Here is a 14,185-nt window from a genome sequence, read left to right on the forward strand (position 1 = left end):
GCAAGGCTGTTGCGTTATGAATCTGAAAAGATGGGTCAAATACCGGGTTGCTCGCCGTCTGATGGCGGCGCAGCCGGCTGTTACCCCGATATATGAGCCGGTCAAATCTCTGCTGGTGATCTGTTTCGATGCCATCGGGGATTTCGTGCTCTCCCTGCCGGCGCTTGATGCACTGCGGCGTCGTTACCCTGATGCGCAGATGGAGTTGCTCTGCAGCCCGCGCAATCTGGTGCTGGCCAGACAGGTGGATGGCGTGGTGGCCTGCCATCCGGTAACGCTCAATGATCGTCTGTTTGATCGCGCCGGTTGGAATACGCTTCGTGAGCTGAAGGCTCGGCGGTTCGATGCGGTAATTAACCTTTTCGATGAACCGGACGAGCTGGCGATGGCCAGAATGCTCTATGTGGCCAATGGCTGCCTGCTTTCCCTGCCGCTGCGTCGAAAGAGCGACAACCAGCAAAAACTGCTGCCGCTTTTTCGCCAGTGTGCGCGTGAGGTGGGCGCAACGACCCAGCCCCATTTCGTCTACCGTATGTTGGCCATCGTGGAGGGAGAGGGGGCCTTGCCTGCCAATATTCCCTGCCCATACAGCCCGGACTATGACACGCGCCGCTTTGGGCGTTATGTCGTCGTCAACCTGGCGGGAAGTCAGAGCGGCAACTCCATCAGCCGGGAGCGGCAAACGGCCATTCTGACCGCCCTGCCGATATTGGAGGATGTGCGCTATCTCTGCTTCAGCTCCGAGCCGCTGGCGGTCGAGCGTTCCGACCTCACTGCGCTCTACCCCGATTCGATCCTGGATGCCGCCAGCCTGGTGCGTGATGCGGTGGCGGTCGTCTCGACGGATACCTCGATCGTCCATATCGCCGCCTCCCATGAAGTGCCGACCCTGATCCTGATGAACGACGAGCCCTGGCGCGAGGCCTTCATTCCCCTGCACGGTCCTCACCGCATTATCAAGGTGCCTGGCAACAGTCTGGATGCACTCAAGTCTGGTGAAGTGGCTGCCGCCCTGAGTGACATGCTGGTATCCTGAGCCCCTTTTCTCTGCATTCGAGGATCCCATGGCGTTGATTAACAAGCTGCAGCTGGCGCGCGATGTGCTGCGTCGCCGACTGGGGCGCTGGCTGTTTGACAAAGCCTGCTCGCGCCCTGCCGATGATGGCAAGAGCAAGGTCGTATTGTTGCGCTGGGATGCCAAGCTGGGAGACGCCATCGTCTCCTCCTGGGTGGCGCGGGAGATCCACAAGGCCCAACCCGGCCGTGAAGTCTGGGTGGTGACGACACCGGCCATGGCACCGCTGTTTCGCGAACATTTCGGGGTGGACAGGGTGGTCGAAATCCCAAAACGTCCCGGTTATGGTGAACTCAAGCGGTTGGCTCGTTCCCTGGGGCGAGTCGGCTATCTGGTGCATCTGGGCAAATCGCTGAAGATGAAGGATATCTACTTCCTGAGCCAGGTCGATGCTTGCCACGTAGCCGGGATGGATGACGAGCTTGCCTGCATCGATATCAAGCTGGGAGCCCGCACTGTAGGGCGCCATTTTGCCGACAAGTTCGCCGAGCTGCTTGCCTGCATGGGGATCGCATCCCCTGACACTCGCTACATCATCCCGGCAAAAGCTGAATGGGAGAGTGCCCTGGCCGTATGGTGGCCGACGGATCGACCCGTTATTGCCTTCAATCCCTATGGTAGCGGTGGTGCCCGTAGGCTACGGCCGGACCGCATCGCTTCCATGCTGGAAATCATGCTGGCAGGCTGCTCGCAATCCATCTGTCTGTTGTTTCCACCCGGGTTGGAACAGGAAGTTGCCGGCCTCAAGGCCGGCGTTTCTGCGCCAGAGCGGATCCTGCTCTCTCCCGAGCAGCCCTCACTCGGCGGCCTCTTTACCCAGCTTCGGCACAGCGCCGCGCTGGTGTCGGTCGATACGGCAACTGTGCATATCGCGGCCGGGCTGGGTCTGCCCATCCTCGGGCTCTACAACCCGGACCTGGGGGGGGGAGGCGAAAATTACGCCGAATGGCATCCGAACACACCGGATGCGATGATCCTGTTTTCAACATCGCTGGAGACCCAGGATATCAACTCGCTGGATATGCAGGCTTTCGAGCAGGCATTTGCCAGATGGGTTGCCACCATGGGAGGAGAAAATCGTGCTTAACACCGCAGTGACAACCAACCGAGCCGCAGGGACTGAATGACATGAATGAGAAGGCGAAGTCGGACAGACTTTTTTATCTGGGGGTTATCGGGGGCTTGCTGATGTCCCTTGTCTTCTTCCAGTTTCAGATCCTCACCGGTGACCAGACTCAGATGCTCTACAAGGGCTATCTGGGAGCCTATGGGGGGGTCTGGCTCAGCTACGGCAACGCGGCGAGTGCGGTGGGCAATGTGCCGGGCAGCCTGTCGGCCTGGCTGATCGGCGGGCCGCTGCTGCTGTGGGATTCACCCTACGCGCCCGTGCTGCTGCTGCTGGCGATGCGGCTGGTGGGCTTCCTGCTGTTTGATGCGGTGATCCGTCAGGTGTTTGGTGACAGGGTAAGGCTGCTGTTTCTGGTGCTCTGCTGGCTCAACCCCTGGTTCCAGTACGAGAGCCTGCTCTACAACCCTTCCTATCTCTTCCTCTTCTCGGCCATGCACTGCTGGTCGGCCTGGCATATGCGCGAGCGGGCCTCCTTCTGGCACATGATCGTCCATCTGCTGGCCATCGGCATGGCGATGCAGCTGCACTACTCCTGGCCGCTGCTGGCGGTGATGTCGACCTACCTGTTCTGGCGTCGCATCCTCAAAGTGAGCTGGAGCGGCGTGGCGGTGGCGGCCCTGTTGATCGGCGCCTCCCTGATCCCCTACGCCATGGAGGTGATGAGCAACAGCCAGATCACCCAGAACGTCGACCCCGAGGCGCGCCAGCGCTACATCGGCTGGGGTCTGGTGCACGTCTATCCGGTGCTCAAATCCGTACTCTACTGGCTGCGTTACGGCTCCTGGTTGTTTGCCAGCAAGCTGGTCAACGATACCCAGTTCATCTGGCTGGCGGGCCATGAATATTTGCAATTGGCTGCGGTCTGGCTGTGGCGCCTGGTGATCTACGGGGTGGGCTCGGCCACCGTGCTGCTGGCAGCCAAGGCCAACTGGCAATTGTGGAAGAGGCTCAAGCCGCGGCTGATGCGCAGCGACCGCGCCCCCGTGGATGGCGAAAGCTGGCTCGGCCTCTATGCCGTCGCGGCCGTGTTGGCGGTGCTGGTGAGTGCGGCGCTCTCGCCCATCATCTTCAACTACTGGCACCTGATGCTGATATTCCCCTATGCCTTGTTCCCCATGCTGTTGTTGCTGGTGGAGTGGAGTCGCCGTTATCCCCAGTGGGTGGGCAAGGGACTGCTGGCGGCGACCCTGTTCTGCACTGTCGTCAACCTGATCGCCGCCACCGACAGCACCAAGTTCTCCTATCAGGCGGATTACCAGCAGCAGGTCGAAACCTATCTGCAAGAGGAAGGCCTCGCCCCTCGTCAGCCTTGATAACCCATCAGCCCCGCCCTCCTGCGGGGCTGATGCTATTTGGGGACGTGCTGGCTGGGCCCACATCAAATGTGCGATCGCGCCGCGCTCCTATACTCCATCAAGATGCTCATATCAGGAGTAAACGGCCATGCGTCTACTGTTTCTCTGCTGCTTGATCGTAGGAACTCCGCTGCTGGCGGCGCCGATCCAGCTCAAGTTGCTGGAGTGGGGCTATCTGCCTGCCGGGTATGAGCAGCAGTTTGCCGACTATGCCAGGGCCAACGGGATGGAGGTGACGGTCAGCCGGGTTGAACCACTGCTGACCGACTTTGACAGCGTTTACCGGGCCTTGCGGACCCGCTCTGCCGACGTGGTAATACCGACCAGCTATTTCTACAAGGCGCATCATCACCCCCTGTTCAAGTTGCTGTTGCCCATCGACTTCAGCCGTCTGAGCCACTATCCGGAGCTGAAACCGACCCTCAGGAATACCGAATATGACAAGCAGGGGGAGCGCAACTACTCGGTCCCGTTCACATACGCCATGTTCAGCCTGGCCTACGACAGTAAGCAGATTGCCCAGGCGCCGACCAGCTGGCAGGTGTTGGCTGACGATCTGCCCCAGGGGCAATTTGCCGTGTTTTGCGATCAGTTCGAGCCCCTGTTGTTCTCCGTGCTGCTCTCCCTTGGCAAATCACCCGCCCTGTTTGCCAGTGGCGAGATGCTGGCCGATCAACCACTGCAGCAGGAGGTGGAGCGGCTCCTGACCCGGCGTCTGAAGTCCAGTCGCGGTTTCTGGTTCAATCAGACCAATAACTGCGAGGCTCTGCGTCAGCAGCGGCTGGCCACCACCTGGGGACTGGAGCTGGTGGAGTGCAACCGGCAAAACGGCCAGCAATGGCGGATCGCCATGGTGCAGGAGGGGGCTATCTACGCGCTGGATGCGCTCTCCATCGCCCGCCATGTGAAGGATGATCCGGACAAACTCAAGGCTGCCTACCTGCTGATCGACTTTCTGCTGAGTGCCCCGTTGCAAAGCCGGATGCTGGTGGGCACCCCCACCATATCGGGCAGCAACCTGGCTGCCCGACCCCCGCTCACTCCCGAGGAGCAGGCTGTGCTGCCCGAACGCGCAATGCCTGAATTTGATGAACGGCTGCTGGTGCCCGCACTGCCCGCCCATATCAAAAACCGTTACAAGCGGATGGTGCAGCAGGCACTGGTCGCCAGCGGCAAGGCGGAACTGGCCAAGCAGTGTCCCTGGGATGTGGAGAACTGACGTCTGCCCCGTGATTGACCGCTATCGTGGGTGCGCCAGAGCCACACAACGGCAATTCTGGCTTTTTCTTGAACCGAGTGGCCTGGCCTTCCCGTCATCCCGAGGCTTGGCATGGTTAACGCCTCTTTCTTTTTCCGGCCTTCTCCCGGCGCTTATACCGGATCGATCTGCGCTCTCTTGCCGGTCTGGCCGTGACCGCTGCGACAATATTGCGCGCGCACTCTTGATAGAGTGGTCATTTTGAGACTGGAGAACACCAGATGAAGCGAGTGCTATTTCCCATCCTGATGGCGGGCATGCTAGGGGCCTGCAGCAGCGCGCCGCAGCAACCGCAGCAACCGCAGTGTGCCGCGCTGGCCGGTGGCTGGCAGGTTCAGGCCCTGCCGAATACCCAGGCCGACGCCGCACTGGCCAGCGTGCTGGCTCGCATGAACACGGCCGCCAAGCTCGATAGCATCCGCGAGGTGCGCAGCCAGGTGGTGTCCGGGGTCAACTACGATATCGAATTCCAGCTCGACAACGGCGAGGTGTGGAACACCCGCGTCTATCGGGATCTGCAGGGCAACTACCAGATGACCCGGGTTGCCCAACAGGGCCAGCTGCCCCCGCTGCCATGCATCAAGGGGAAGTAACAACGACTCCCATCAAGCCCCTCGCCTGAGGGGCTCATCTGGCCAGCCGACTTCCACTTTTCCTGTGCCCTGCGGCAAAGGTAGGATGAGCGTCCACCTTTAGCGCCCGTGCCACAGGAGCCCGCCATGAGCCGTCACCCCTGCATCAAACACTGGAGCGAACTGCAAGAAGCGGAGCCGGGTTGCTACGCCGGCAGCCAGGAGCGACTGTCCCAGGGTAGTCCCCTTGGCAGCCACTACGGCTTTGCCCGCATCGGCATTCACCACGAACTGCTGGCCCCGGGTCATCGCACCAGCTGGCCTCACGCCGAAGAGAGCGAGGATGAATTCGTCCACGTGCTGGAAGGCACCCCGGATGTCTGGCTCGATGGCGAGCTCCATCGGCTGCAGCCCGGCGACTCGGTCGGCTTCAAGGCGGGCGATGGCCTGGCCCACACCTTTATCAACAACACCGACAAGCCGGTGCGGCTGCTCTGTGTCGGCGACAGGGAGCGGGATGACAATCGCATCCACTATGCCCTGCACCCCGAGCGCAACCGCCAGATCGGCGAGCGCCACTGGGATGATGTGCCGACCCGCGAGCTGGGGGATCACGATGGCCTGCCCGACCAGCTGCGCGAGAGCCAAGGGCCGTTTTAACGCCTGGCTGCCTCTCTGAAACGCAACAGCCTGCCGGATGGCAGGCTGTTGGTTATCTAGTGGCTTGTTCTCGCGACGGTGAGTCGATGTAGTGCCTGCAATCCTTACTGCAAATTGATCCCGCCCAGATAGTCGCGCTTGCCGAGATCGACCCCGGCCTGGCGCAGCAGGGCATAGGTCATGGTGAGGTGGAAGTAGAAGTTGGGAATGCCGTACTCATGAACGCAGGTATGGCCGTCCATCCCCTTGCCATCGGCCCAGTAGGGGAAGTAGTGGCCGCTTTCGTAATAGCTGTAGTCGGCGTCCAGCCTGCTTTGCAAAAAGGCGATGGTGTTGCCGATATGGGCGCGCAGATCCGCCATGGTTTTGGGTTCGTCCCCCATGGCCGGTGTCTCGCTGTGGCTGGCGGTGGCCACCACGGCGCGGGCCGAATCGCAGCAGATCAGTACCTGTTTGGCGAGCGGCAGCATGTCGACGATAAGGCGCTCGTTGAAGAAGTTCTCCACATTGAACTGTTTCGCCTCGGCATGGGATTGCGCCTTGGCCAGGCAGTGGTCGAGGTTGGTCAGCATCTTGATAAACTGGGCTGTGATATCGCGATTCATGGTGCATTCCCTGTAGGTTGAAAGCGGCTTGGTGCGAGCGAGGTTCACTATAACGGATCCGCCTTTTGCTTCGAGCCCATGGCGGCAGAAAGCGCAGCTCGCGCGCGTGTAGCCCGACAGGCTCTGCCAGCGCCCCCGGATTCCCTCGCCGTGATGAGTCCCTCTTTGCCCCTTTTTTGATCTGTGACATACATCCCGTTTTTTCAGGGGCGTAGTCTGGCTCCGTTGTCCCGGGCACAGGCCCGGACGCAGGAAAAGGAGAAAGCAATGAAGATCTATGATCGCAACAGAAACGTGCTCAACATCGGCCAGCGGGTGATGATTGCCGCCACCGGCGCCGTCGATACCCTGAAGGAGGCCCACACCGACAATATGACCCCCTATGAGGCAGAGCATGAGAAGTGCGTGCTGCTGGCCAACTCTCAAGAGCGTTACGCGCCCATCGAGTTGATTAGACTAGGCTGATAACCCGCTTTATCTGTCACCCTACTCTTTACAATTCACCCGGCCGCAGCACCTCGTCTGACGGCCGGGTTTCTGATTTCTCCCTGTTTACCTACCACGTTTCACTAGATCAGCTCGCAGGCCGGGTTGTCGTTTGCCAAGATGGTGGATCAGCAACAGAGCTGGCAACAGGATGGCCAGTAGCCAGTGCCAGTGGGGCAGGATAAAGGACCAAATAATCTCATGGGGTTGCCAGGTTGAGGCCGTCGCCGTCATAAAGGCTGTTTCGTAAGCCTGCCATAGCCAGATCATGGTAAAGAGTGGTAACAGCAACAGACGGGGCGCCAGCAGAAACAGTGGCCAGAAGAGTGTGCCCAGAAGGGTACCCAACTCCAGCATGGGCAGAGCCAGCTCGGCAAAGGTATTTCCTTGATAGGAGCCGCCCCACACAAGAAATGCATTGTCTGTCAGCATCGGCCACCAGGAAGCGTACTGGAACAGGGTGAACGAGAGGGCAAACAGCAGGCTGGCCAGTAGCGCCAGCACCATTTTGAACACGATCCACCGTCCCAGTCGGCGCATCCTTGGCATCCATTTAGACATTAATGACTCCCATCAAGCAACGGGCAGTATGCCGTGCTTGAGGGCTCCTTCAAAGCGCTGTGGTATCACCATTAATTGCCGGAATATTGAGTCCGGTCACACCCGCTGTGGTTTGAGCGGTTGCTTGCCAATTAAGTCTCATGCGAACCTTTACCTCCCTTTAATCCAATAAAAACAAAGACTATGTTCAGGAAATTAATGGTAACCGCCGCCTTGCTGTCGGCGGGTCTGTTGTCTGGTTGTGCCTCCGTGCCCATGGCCGACACCTCGGCGGATGCTCAGGCCAAGCAGTTTGTCGCCCCGGCCAATGCCGCCAACCTCTATATCTATCGCAATGAAACCTTCGGGGCCGCCGTCAAGATGCCGGTGCTGGTGGATGGCATGGCGGTCGGCGATACCGTGGCCCACACCTATATCCTCAAGCAGGTGACGCCGGGCAGCCACACCATCACCTCCAAGTCGGAGAACGATGCCACCCTGACCCTCAGCACCGAGGCGGGCAAAAACTACTACGTCTGGCAGGAGGTCAAGATGGGCCTGCTGATGGCCCGCTCCAAGCTGAGTCAGGTCAGTGAAGAGGAGGGCAAACAAGGAGTGATGGAGAGCAAGTTGGTCAAGTGATCAGATTTCTTCACCTAAAAACACGGCGTAGCCTCACCAGCTACGCCTTCTGCCAGAAAGATGGGTGCCCCATATTTCCTGTCCGTGTAGGTTCGATTAGCGAAGCGTAATCGGACGATCGCGTAATGGAACATCCGCGTCATCATGGCCTGCAAGCAGATCGAAGTGAGGCAAGGCTATGCTTGGCATTTCGGCCGAGGCGAGAGGAAGGGGATGGCCAACTGGCGGCGGGCATGGTGGCCCGGAGGAACCAGGTTCTTTACCGTCAACCTGCTGGAGCGGCGCAACAATCGGCTGCTGGTGGAGCAGATCGACTTGCTGCGCCACAGCGTTGCCAAGGTGCAACAGGCTCACCCCTCTTTGCCATTAATTCGAGCTCTTGTTCCGGTATAAGATGGATCTACAGTAGATTGGTGATGGGATGATTGGAACAAACCACTAGGGGGAATTCTCTAGCTACTAAATGTATATATGATCGCTACCTAACTCTATACTTTTGAAGCTATAACACAATTCCTTGATTGTTTTATATTAAATCAAAGGTATAACAAAATGGGATATATAAATATTTCCCATATACAAAGTTGTTTTTTGCAAGAGAACTAGAGCTCATAAAAGAGATACAAAAATATATAAACATGATAAAATAATGAATGTTCTTTTCCATGTTAAGATGTTAATGATTATATGGGTAATGCGGAAAATATAAAACTGTTGTCCCTTGATTATATTCCTAGGGTCTTCGGTGGTACGATGATGTTTGAATTCCCATTTTTAAATGGGCGTCGTCGTGCGGACATAATATGTTCAAGCAATAAATATCTAATTGCCTTTGAAATAAAAAGTGATTTTGACTCATTGTCTACTCTTCAAGAGCAGGTTGATGATTATAAAAAATGCTTCAATTCTACATATGTTGTATGTGGGGAGAAGCATTTAAAAAAGATACAAGACAATAAAAATATTGATGCTGGAATAATTTTTATTAAAAATAATGAGTTTATCTTATTAAGAAAGGCAAAATTAAGGGTGAGGTTGGATGTTCGGGCTAGGTTATCGATGTGTGAACTCTCATTTTTAAAAAAATTGTCTAGCAAGAAAAATAAAGCAGACATGATAGACGATGTTTTAGCTGGCAAACTAACCATTAAAAACATAGATAAACTTATTAACGAACATATATCTGCTCGTATATCTAGCATATACGATTTATATTTAAATCAGAGAGAGCAACTAAATAACTATGAAAAGTTGATGATGCTCTCTCTTCGACGACATGTAATAAATTCTATTTAACGAGACCATGCATTCTTGTTATGTGTATATTTGACCTTACCGAAATCCAATACGATGGGCTAAGCCCTCCTGGGGCTCCGCTAGCTGCAGAAAAGACTTCATCTCTACCCCAACATCTCAACTGATCGTTTTTAATATCTTTGTACTTATGAACTAATTCTTTTGCACACGCGGCATATCCAGCATCAGTTCGAAAGTAGAAAATTTTCTGTGAAAATGGATAATCTATTCTAGGTACCCATTTAAATGCTTTTGCCTCATTTCTATGTGGATGAATACATGCATAGTCACCATAATGAATATAATCAAACTCTCTCCTAAGAGTTTCATATATTTTAAATGATTGGAAGCTTACTTCACCACACTTCTTATGTTCAGGATTTTCAAATTCTTTTTCTTTGCTTGCGGAGTCAAGCATTGATTTCGGAAAAGTTGATACTGTAAATACAACTAAATTATTACTTTTCTTATCTATAAGTCGTAAGACATCCTGGCATTGTTTTAATTTCCAATGCGTTTCACCACTGTTTTGATCGAGAAATCCTGTGTTGACAATGATAATGTCATCATCTAACTCTTTGCTCACATCAATAATTGTGTGTAAAGTTTCCTGATTACGTTTATTATAAAAACTTGGCATGTCAATTTTTAGACACACCTTCCCACTACCTGAAATAGTTTTAAGTTTATGATATAAATCAGTAATTTCTTCGCGCGTCGAGTCTTCAAATAATAATATTGTGGGGATCACGTTACAGTTGTAAGAATTAGATATTTCTTTTATAAAGTCTACCCAATTATCAAAGTCATCAAAAAAACTTTCTATTTGTGGGTTAGTTAATGATTGTTCATTGGTTATATCTAGAACAAATTGTCGTTGTTCGAAAATATCATAAATTTCTTTTATTCGTTTATAAACATCCCCATCTTTATCATTTTTTGTTTTTCTTGACTTAGTAAGCTCAAAAACAGGAATAATACCATCTTTAACATCATCAGATAGGTTTTTGAGACATCTCATCTCGGCTATCGTTGTCTTGGTCGTAGGAAAATACTTTTTATTAGAAATCATAATACCCCCTAGATATCACGTCAGAACGGACCTTAACAGCGATCGCTGATGTGTCAAAAAAATCACTCAACCTATCTAGTTCTCTAATATTCTTTTCGACAACTAATTTTTTTAATTCATCCTTTGGAATTAAAATTGCACCAGCGAAGTTGTTCGCCTCTAGCTCTATTTTATCTTGTGAGCTAGAACTTCTGAAAAATTCTTTGTCTACAAAGTTATATCCTACATTATCTCTATGAAGGATAAAGTGAGCAATCTCATGGGCTAGAGTAAAACGTTGTCTTTTAGGGTGATCAAGTGAATTTATATAAACAGTCCAACGACCATCAATAAATTTTAAGCAACCTGAAACGGATTCTTCTAACGGTTTAAATTGCAGACGTAATCCTAGCAGTTTTGTCGCAACAGAAATTACATCCAGTGGCATAGTCTCAATGTCACTAGCTTTAGCTAACTGCAAGAGTTGGGTTGGATTTTTTATAACCATGGCACTAGATGCTTGGTCTAGTGAAAAATCAGACATGATTTTCTGTTTACGAGGTCTGATTGCCATATTAATTTCCCGTCATCTCCGGATTAACGACTTTCTCTGCAGCAACTTCTTTATTATCGCTACTATGAGATTTAATGTGAGAATCTACATTAGCACGTAACTGTTCAAACTTAGATATCATAACTTCAATTTCTTGCTTTATATTCTTTAAATCTTCGCTAGTAGAGTCTGTTTTCCTGACCATCTGGCCTATTTTATCCAAGTCATACGCATCAGTCCATCCTTCAAATTCATTCTTGACTATCTCTAATGTTTGTAGGTAGTTCCCTTTATCTGTTTCAAAGTATGCTGATACGGCGCTTCTTATTTGACTGGAGTTTTTATCTTCAACACTTCCTTTGATATAAAAAAAGGACACGATAGAAAATGCTGAAACAGTGAAAACAAGAACGGAAATTACATTGGTGTAAAATTCAACAGTTCGCTCTAATAAATCATTTGATGTTAATACAACACCAGAGTTAATTAATCGTTCAATTGTTGCCTTATCATCATTGGATAATGATTTTGCAGCTATAGAATCAGAGGTGATATATTTTACATGGTTTTTAATATAATCGATAATTACATTGTCGAAAACTTCATTTAACGTAAAAATTATTAAATATAAAATGATGGCTGCCCATATTATCTCTGCAGAGCCTAAAAAAATCCTCTTAATTAATGATTCTTTTTCTGTCATCTTCAAACACCATATAAGGGATAACCATTAAGTTAAGTGTGGATGGTAGTAGTTTAAAGTTTTAAGCGCATTATTGTATACATATCTTATTTGTATTTCATGTAAATAGGTGTTTGCTATGAGGCATGTCACACTATTTGAATATATATGGGGGTAATCCATTGGGGGCATGAACTCAAGCAGTCAAACCTAGAGGGCTGTTTATGCAAGTATAAGTAGGCACCAACCCGGCCTAAGCCGGGTTGTTTTTATCAAAAGGAGAGAATAATCAGAGCGCTTCCAATCTGGCATACGCCGTTACCAGCCACTTGGCGCCGACGTCGTCGAACTGGATCTGCACCCGGCTCTGCTGGCCGACCCCTTCGAAGTTAAGCACGATCCCTTCGCCGAATTTTGGATGGAGCACCCGTTGGCCGAGCTTGATGCCGCTGGCGTCGAAGCTCTGCTGCACCTCGTTCTGGCTAAAGCGGCCGTACTGGGTGGGGCGGCTGACCTGGGTGCGCAACCGGATCTCCTCCAGACACTCGGCGGGCATCTCGCGGATAAAGCGGCTCGGCTTGTGGAACATCTCGCGGCCGTAGATGCGGCGGCTCTCGGCATAACAGATGTAGAGCTTCTCCATGGCGCGGGTCATGCCGACGTAACAGAGGCGGCGCTCCTCCTCCAGCCGGCCCGACTCCTCGGTGGATTGCTGGCTGGGGAACATCCCCTCTTCCACACCGACCAGCAGCACCAGCGGGAACTCCAAGCCCTTGGCGCTGTGCAATGTCATCAGCTGCACCGCATCGGCATATTCGTCCGCCTGATTCTCGCCGGATTCCAGTGCCGCGTGGGCGAGGAAGGCGGAGAGATCGCTCATATCTTCCAGCTCGTCCGGGCGCTGGTACTGGCGGCAGGCGGTGACCAGTTCGTCCAGGTTCTCTACCCGCGCCTGGGATTTCTCGCCTTTTTCCGCCAGATACATGGCCTTGAGGCCGGAGTGCTGGATGGCGATATCTGCCTGCTGGTGCAGCGGCAGCAGGGAAACCTGCTCCTCCAGCGCGTCGATCAACTCCACAAAGCCGCGCACCGCGTTGCCGGCGCGACCGGTCAGCACCTTGTCGTTGAGCAGCGCCTTGGCCGATTGCCACAGGTTCTGGCCCTGATCGCGAGCGTTGTTGCGCAGGATTTCCAGGGTGCGATCGCCGATGCCGCGGGTCGGCGTGTTGACCACCCGCTCGAAGCTGGCGTCGTCGCCACGGTTGTTGATAAGACGCAGGTAGGCCATGGCATCTTTGATTTCCTGGCGCTCGAAGAAGCGCAGGCCGCCGTAGATGCGATACGGCATGGCGTCCTGCATCAGTGCCTCTTCCAGCACCCGCGACTGGGCGTTGGAGCGATAGAGGATGGCGCAGTCGGCCAAGAGACCGCCCTTCTCTTTCCAGTCCTTGAGGCGGCCGACCACGAAGCGGGCCTCGTCCACCTCGTTGAAGGCGGCGTACAACGAAATCGGTTCCCCCTCGGCCCCCTCGGTCCACAGCTCCTTGCCAAGGCGCTCGGCGTTGTTGGCGATGACGCTGTTGGCGGCTTTGAGGATGTTGGCGGTGGAGCGGTAGTTCTGCTCGAGGCGAATGGTCTCGGCCCCCTGATAGTCGGTCAGGAAGCGCTGGATGTTCTCTATCTTGGCGCCGCGCCAGCCGTAGATGGACTGGTCATCGTCGCCGACGATCATCACCTTGCCGGTGTCGCCGGCCAGCATCCGCAGCCAGGCGTACTGGATGCCGTTGGTATCCTGGAACTCGTCCACCAGGATGTTCTGGAAGCGATCGCGGTAGTGCTCAAGGATATGCGGCTTGTTGAGCCACAGCTCGTGGGCGCGCAGCAACAGCTCGGCGAAGTCCACCAGCCCGGAGCGATCGCAGGTCTCCTGATAGGTCTTGTAGATCTGCTGATAGGTGCGGGTGACGGGGTCGCCATAGAGGTCGATGTCGCCGGGGCGCAGCCCCTCGTCCTTCTTGCCGTTGATGTAGCCCATCACGGCGCGCGGGGCCCAGTGCTTCTCGTCGAGGTTGAGCGCCTTGAGCACCCGGCGGATCAGGCGGTACTGGTCGTCGGAGTCGAGGATCTGGAAATCCTGCGGCAGGCCCGCATCCAGATGGTGGGCCCGCAGCAGGCGATGGGCGATGCCGTGGAAGGTGCCGATCCACATGCCGCGCACGCCGTCGCCAATCACCTTCTCGACCCGCCCGCGCATCTCGGCCGCCGCCTTGTTGGTAAAGGT

16 protein-coding genes are annotated in these 14,185 nt (G+C 53.8%); 10 read left to right on the plus strand and 6 right to left on the minus strand.

Annotated elements, in window-relative coordinates:
• Window positions 1-16: 16 nt before the first annotated feature.
• The 6 genes from BN1123_RS11100 to BN1123_RS11125 all read left to right on the plus strand — a co-directional run bounded on the left by BN1123_RS11100 (window position 17) and on the right by BN1123_RS11125 (window position 6,049).
• Window positions 17-1,036 (plus strand): glycosyltransferase family 9 protein, encoded by a 1,020-nt coding sequence (locus tag BN1123_RS11100; protein ID WP_042027029.1) that lies wholly within the window; start codon window positions 17-19, stop codon window positions 1,034-1,036.
• Between the two features lie 28 nt (window positions 1,037-1,064).
• Entirely contained in the window at window positions 1,065-2,162 is a 1,098-nt protein-coding gene (locus BN1123_RS11105) for a glycosyltransferase family 9 protein (RefSeq protein WP_042027030.1), read from the plus strand.
• 152 nt (window positions 2,163-2,314) lie between these two features.
• Window positions 2,315-3,517, plus strand: coding sequence for a hypothetical protein (locus tag BN1123_RS11110; protein ID WP_026456489.1), 1,203 nt, complete (start codon window positions 2,315-2,317; stop codon window positions 3,515-3,517).
• A gap of 130 nt (window positions 3,518-3,647) precedes the next feature.
• On the plus strand, window positions 3,648-4,778 hold the full coding sequence (locus BN1123_RS11115; RefSeq protein WP_042027033.1) for an ABC transporter substrate-binding protein: 1,131 nt from the start codon (window positions 3,648-3,650) through the stop codon (window positions 4,776-4,778).
• Between the two features lie 260 nt (window positions 4,779-5,038).
• Window positions 5,039-5,410 carry a cystatin domain-containing protein gene (locus BN1123_RS11120; protein WP_042027034.1) on the plus strand — a complete coding sequence of 124 codons (372 nt, stop codon included), beginning with the start codon at window positions 5,039-5,041 and terminating at the stop codon, window positions 5,408-5,410.
• 126 nt (window positions 5,411-5,536) lie between these two features.
• Window positions 5,537-6,049 carry a cupin domain-containing protein gene (locus BN1123_RS11125; protein ID WP_042027035.1) on the plus strand — a complete coding sequence of 171 codons (513 nt, stop codon included), beginning with the start codon at window positions 5,537-5,539 and terminating at the stop codon, window positions 6,047-6,049.
• A 104-nt stretch (window positions 6,050-6,153) separates the two neighbouring features.
• Here BN1123_RS11125 and BN1123_RS11130 read toward each other — a convergent pair whose 3' ends face one another.
• Window positions 6,154-6,654: a DUF1993 domain-containing protein gene (locus tag BN1123_RS11130; protein ID WP_042027036.1), complete on the minus strand. Its 501-nt coding sequence runs from the start codon at window positions 6,652-6,654 to the stop codon at window positions 6,154-6,156.
• Window positions 6,655-6,921: 267 nt separating this feature from the next.
• Between BN1123_RS11130 and ydfZ the strand changes: the two genes are divergently transcribed.
• On the plus strand, window positions 6,922-7,119 hold the full coding sequence (ydfZ, locus tag BN1123_RS11135) for a putative selenium delivery protein YdfZ (RefSeq protein WP_026456493.1): 198 nt from the start codon (window positions 6,922-6,924) through the stop codon (window positions 7,117-7,119).
• An 87-nt stretch (window positions 7,120-7,206) separates the two neighbouring features.
• On the opposite strand, the gene BN1123_RS11140 is transcribed toward ydfZ, so the two are convergent.
• The gene (locus tag BN1123_RS11140; RefSeq protein ID WP_156130544.1) at window positions 7,207-7,701 is read right to left on the minus strand and encodes a hypothetical protein; all 495 of its coding nucleotides are present in this window, start codon (window positions 7,699-7,701) and stop codon (window positions 7,207-7,209) included.
• A 183-nt stretch (window positions 7,702-7,884) separates the two neighbouring features.
• Here BN1123_RS11140 and BN1123_RS11145 point away from each other — a divergent pair, with 183 nt between their 5' ends.
• The 3 genes from BN1123_RS11145 (at window position 7,885) to BN1123_RS20450 (ending at window position 9,618) form a co-directional block, all read left to right on the plus strand.
• The gene (locus BN1123_RS11145) at window positions 7,885-8,322 is read left to right on the plus strand and encodes a DUF2846 domain-containing protein (RefSeq protein WP_042027037.1); all 438 of its coding nucleotides are present in this window, start codon (window positions 7,885-7,887) and stop codon (window positions 8,320-8,322) included.
• A 213-nt stretch (window positions 8,323-8,535) separates the two neighbouring features.
• Window positions 8,536-8,715, plus strand: coding sequence for a hypothetical protein (locus BN1123_RS11150; RefSeq protein ID WP_042027046.1), 180 nt, complete (start codon window positions 8,536-8,538; stop codon window positions 8,713-8,715).
• A 294-nt stretch (window positions 8,716-9,009) separates the two neighbouring features.
• Complete coding sequence (locus BN1123_RS20450) at window positions 9,010-9,618, plus strand: sce7726 family protein (RefSeq protein ID WP_052449256.1); 609 nt, start codon at window positions 9,010-9,012, stop codon at window positions 9,616-9,618.
• Here the strand turns inward: BN1123_RS20450 and BN1123_RS20925 are convergent.
• The 4 genes from BN1123_RS20925 to uvrD form a co-directional block, all read right to left on the minus strand.
• Window positions 9,611-10,690, minus strand: coding sequence for a beta family protein (locus BN1123_RS20925; protein ID WP_082037530.1), 1,080 nt, complete (start codon window positions 10,688-10,690; stop codon window positions 9,611-9,613). The genes BN1123_RS20450 and BN1123_RS20925 overlap by 8 nt on opposite strands.
• The gene (locus BN1123_RS20930) at window positions 10,680-11,243 is read right to left on the minus strand and encodes an ImmA/IrrE family metallo-endopeptidase (protein ID WP_082037531.1); all 564 of its coding nucleotides are present in this window, start codon (window positions 11,241-11,243) and stop codon (window positions 10,680-10,682) included. Before BN1123_RS20930 ends, BN1123_RS20925 begins: the two co-directional genes overlap by 11 nt.
• A 1-nt stretch (window position 11,244) precedes the next feature.
• Entirely contained in the window at window positions 11,245-11,925 is a 681-nt protein-coding gene (locus tag BN1123_RS11160; RefSeq protein ID WP_042027038.1) for a hypothetical protein, read from the minus strand.
• Window positions 11,926-12,193: 268 nt separating this feature from the next.
• The coding region (gene uvrD, locus BN1123_RS11165; RefSeq protein ID WP_042027039.1) for a DNA helicase II at window positions 12,194-14,185 on the minus strand (1,992 nt) is incomplete at its 5' end.

Source organism: Aeromonas enteropelogenes, from assembly GCF_000819845.1.
Taxonomy (GTDB): Bacteria; Pseudomonadota; Gammaproteobacteria; order Enterobacterales; family Aeromonadaceae; genus Aeromonas; species Aeromonas enteropelogenes.

Coding starts and splice junctions, on each gene's coding strand:
- BN1123_RS11100 (WP_042027029.1), top strand. CDS start 17: ATGAATCTGAAAAGATGGGTCAAATACCGGGTTGCTCGCCGTCTGATG.
- BN1123_RS11105 (WP_042027030.1), top strand. CDS start 1,065: ATGGCGTTGATTAACAAGCTGCAGCTGGCGCGCGATGTGCTGCGTCGC.
- BN1123_RS11110 (WP_026456489.1), top strand. CDS start 2,315: ATGCTCTACAAGGGCTATCTGGGAGCCTATGGGGGGGTCTGGCTCAGC.
- BN1123_RS11115 (WP_042027033.1), top strand. CDS start 3,648: ATGCGTCTACTGTTTCTCTGCTGCTTGATCGTAGGAACTCCGCTGCTG.
- BN1123_RS11120 (WP_042027034.1), top strand. CDS start 5,039: ATGAAGCGAGTGCTATTTCCCATCCTGATGGCGGGCATGCTAGGGGCC.
- BN1123_RS11125 (WP_042027035.1), top strand. CDS start 5,537: ATGAGCCGTCACCCCTGCATCAAACACTGGAGCGAACTGCAAGAAGCG.
- BN1123_RS11130 (WP_042027036.1), bottom strand. CDS start 6,654: ATGAATCGCGATATCACAGCCCAGTTTATCAAGATGCTGACCAACCTC.
- ydfZ (WP_026456493.1), top strand. CDS start 6,922: ATGAAGATCTATGATCGCAACAGAAACGTGCTCAACATCGGCCAGCGG.
- BN1123_RS11140 (WP_156130544.1), bottom strand. CDS start 7,701: ATGTCTAAATGGATGCCAAGGATGCGCCGACTGGGACGGTGGATCGTG.
- BN1123_RS11145 (WP_042027037.1), top strand. CDS start 7,885: ATGTTCAGGAAATTAATGGTAACCGCCGCCTTGCTGTCGGCGGGTCTG.
- BN1123_RS11150 (WP_042027046.1), top strand. CDS start 8,536: ATGGCCAACTGGCGGCGGGCATGGTGGCCCGGAGGAACCAGGTTCTTT.
- BN1123_RS20450 (WP_052449256.1), top strand. CDS start 9,010: ATGGGTAATGCGGAAAATATAAAACTGTTGTCCCTTGATTATATTCCT.
- BN1123_RS20925 (WP_082037530.1), bottom strand. CDS start 10,690: ATGATTTCTAATAAAAAGTATTTTCCTACGACCAAGACAACGATAGCC.
- BN1123_RS20930 (WP_082037531.1), bottom strand. CDS start 11,243: ATGGCAATCAGACCTCGTAAACAGAAAATCATGTCTGATTTTTCACTA.
- BN1123_RS11160 (WP_042027038.1), bottom strand. CDS start 11,925: ATGACAGAAAAAGAATCATTAATTAAGAGGATTTTTTTAGGCTCTGCA.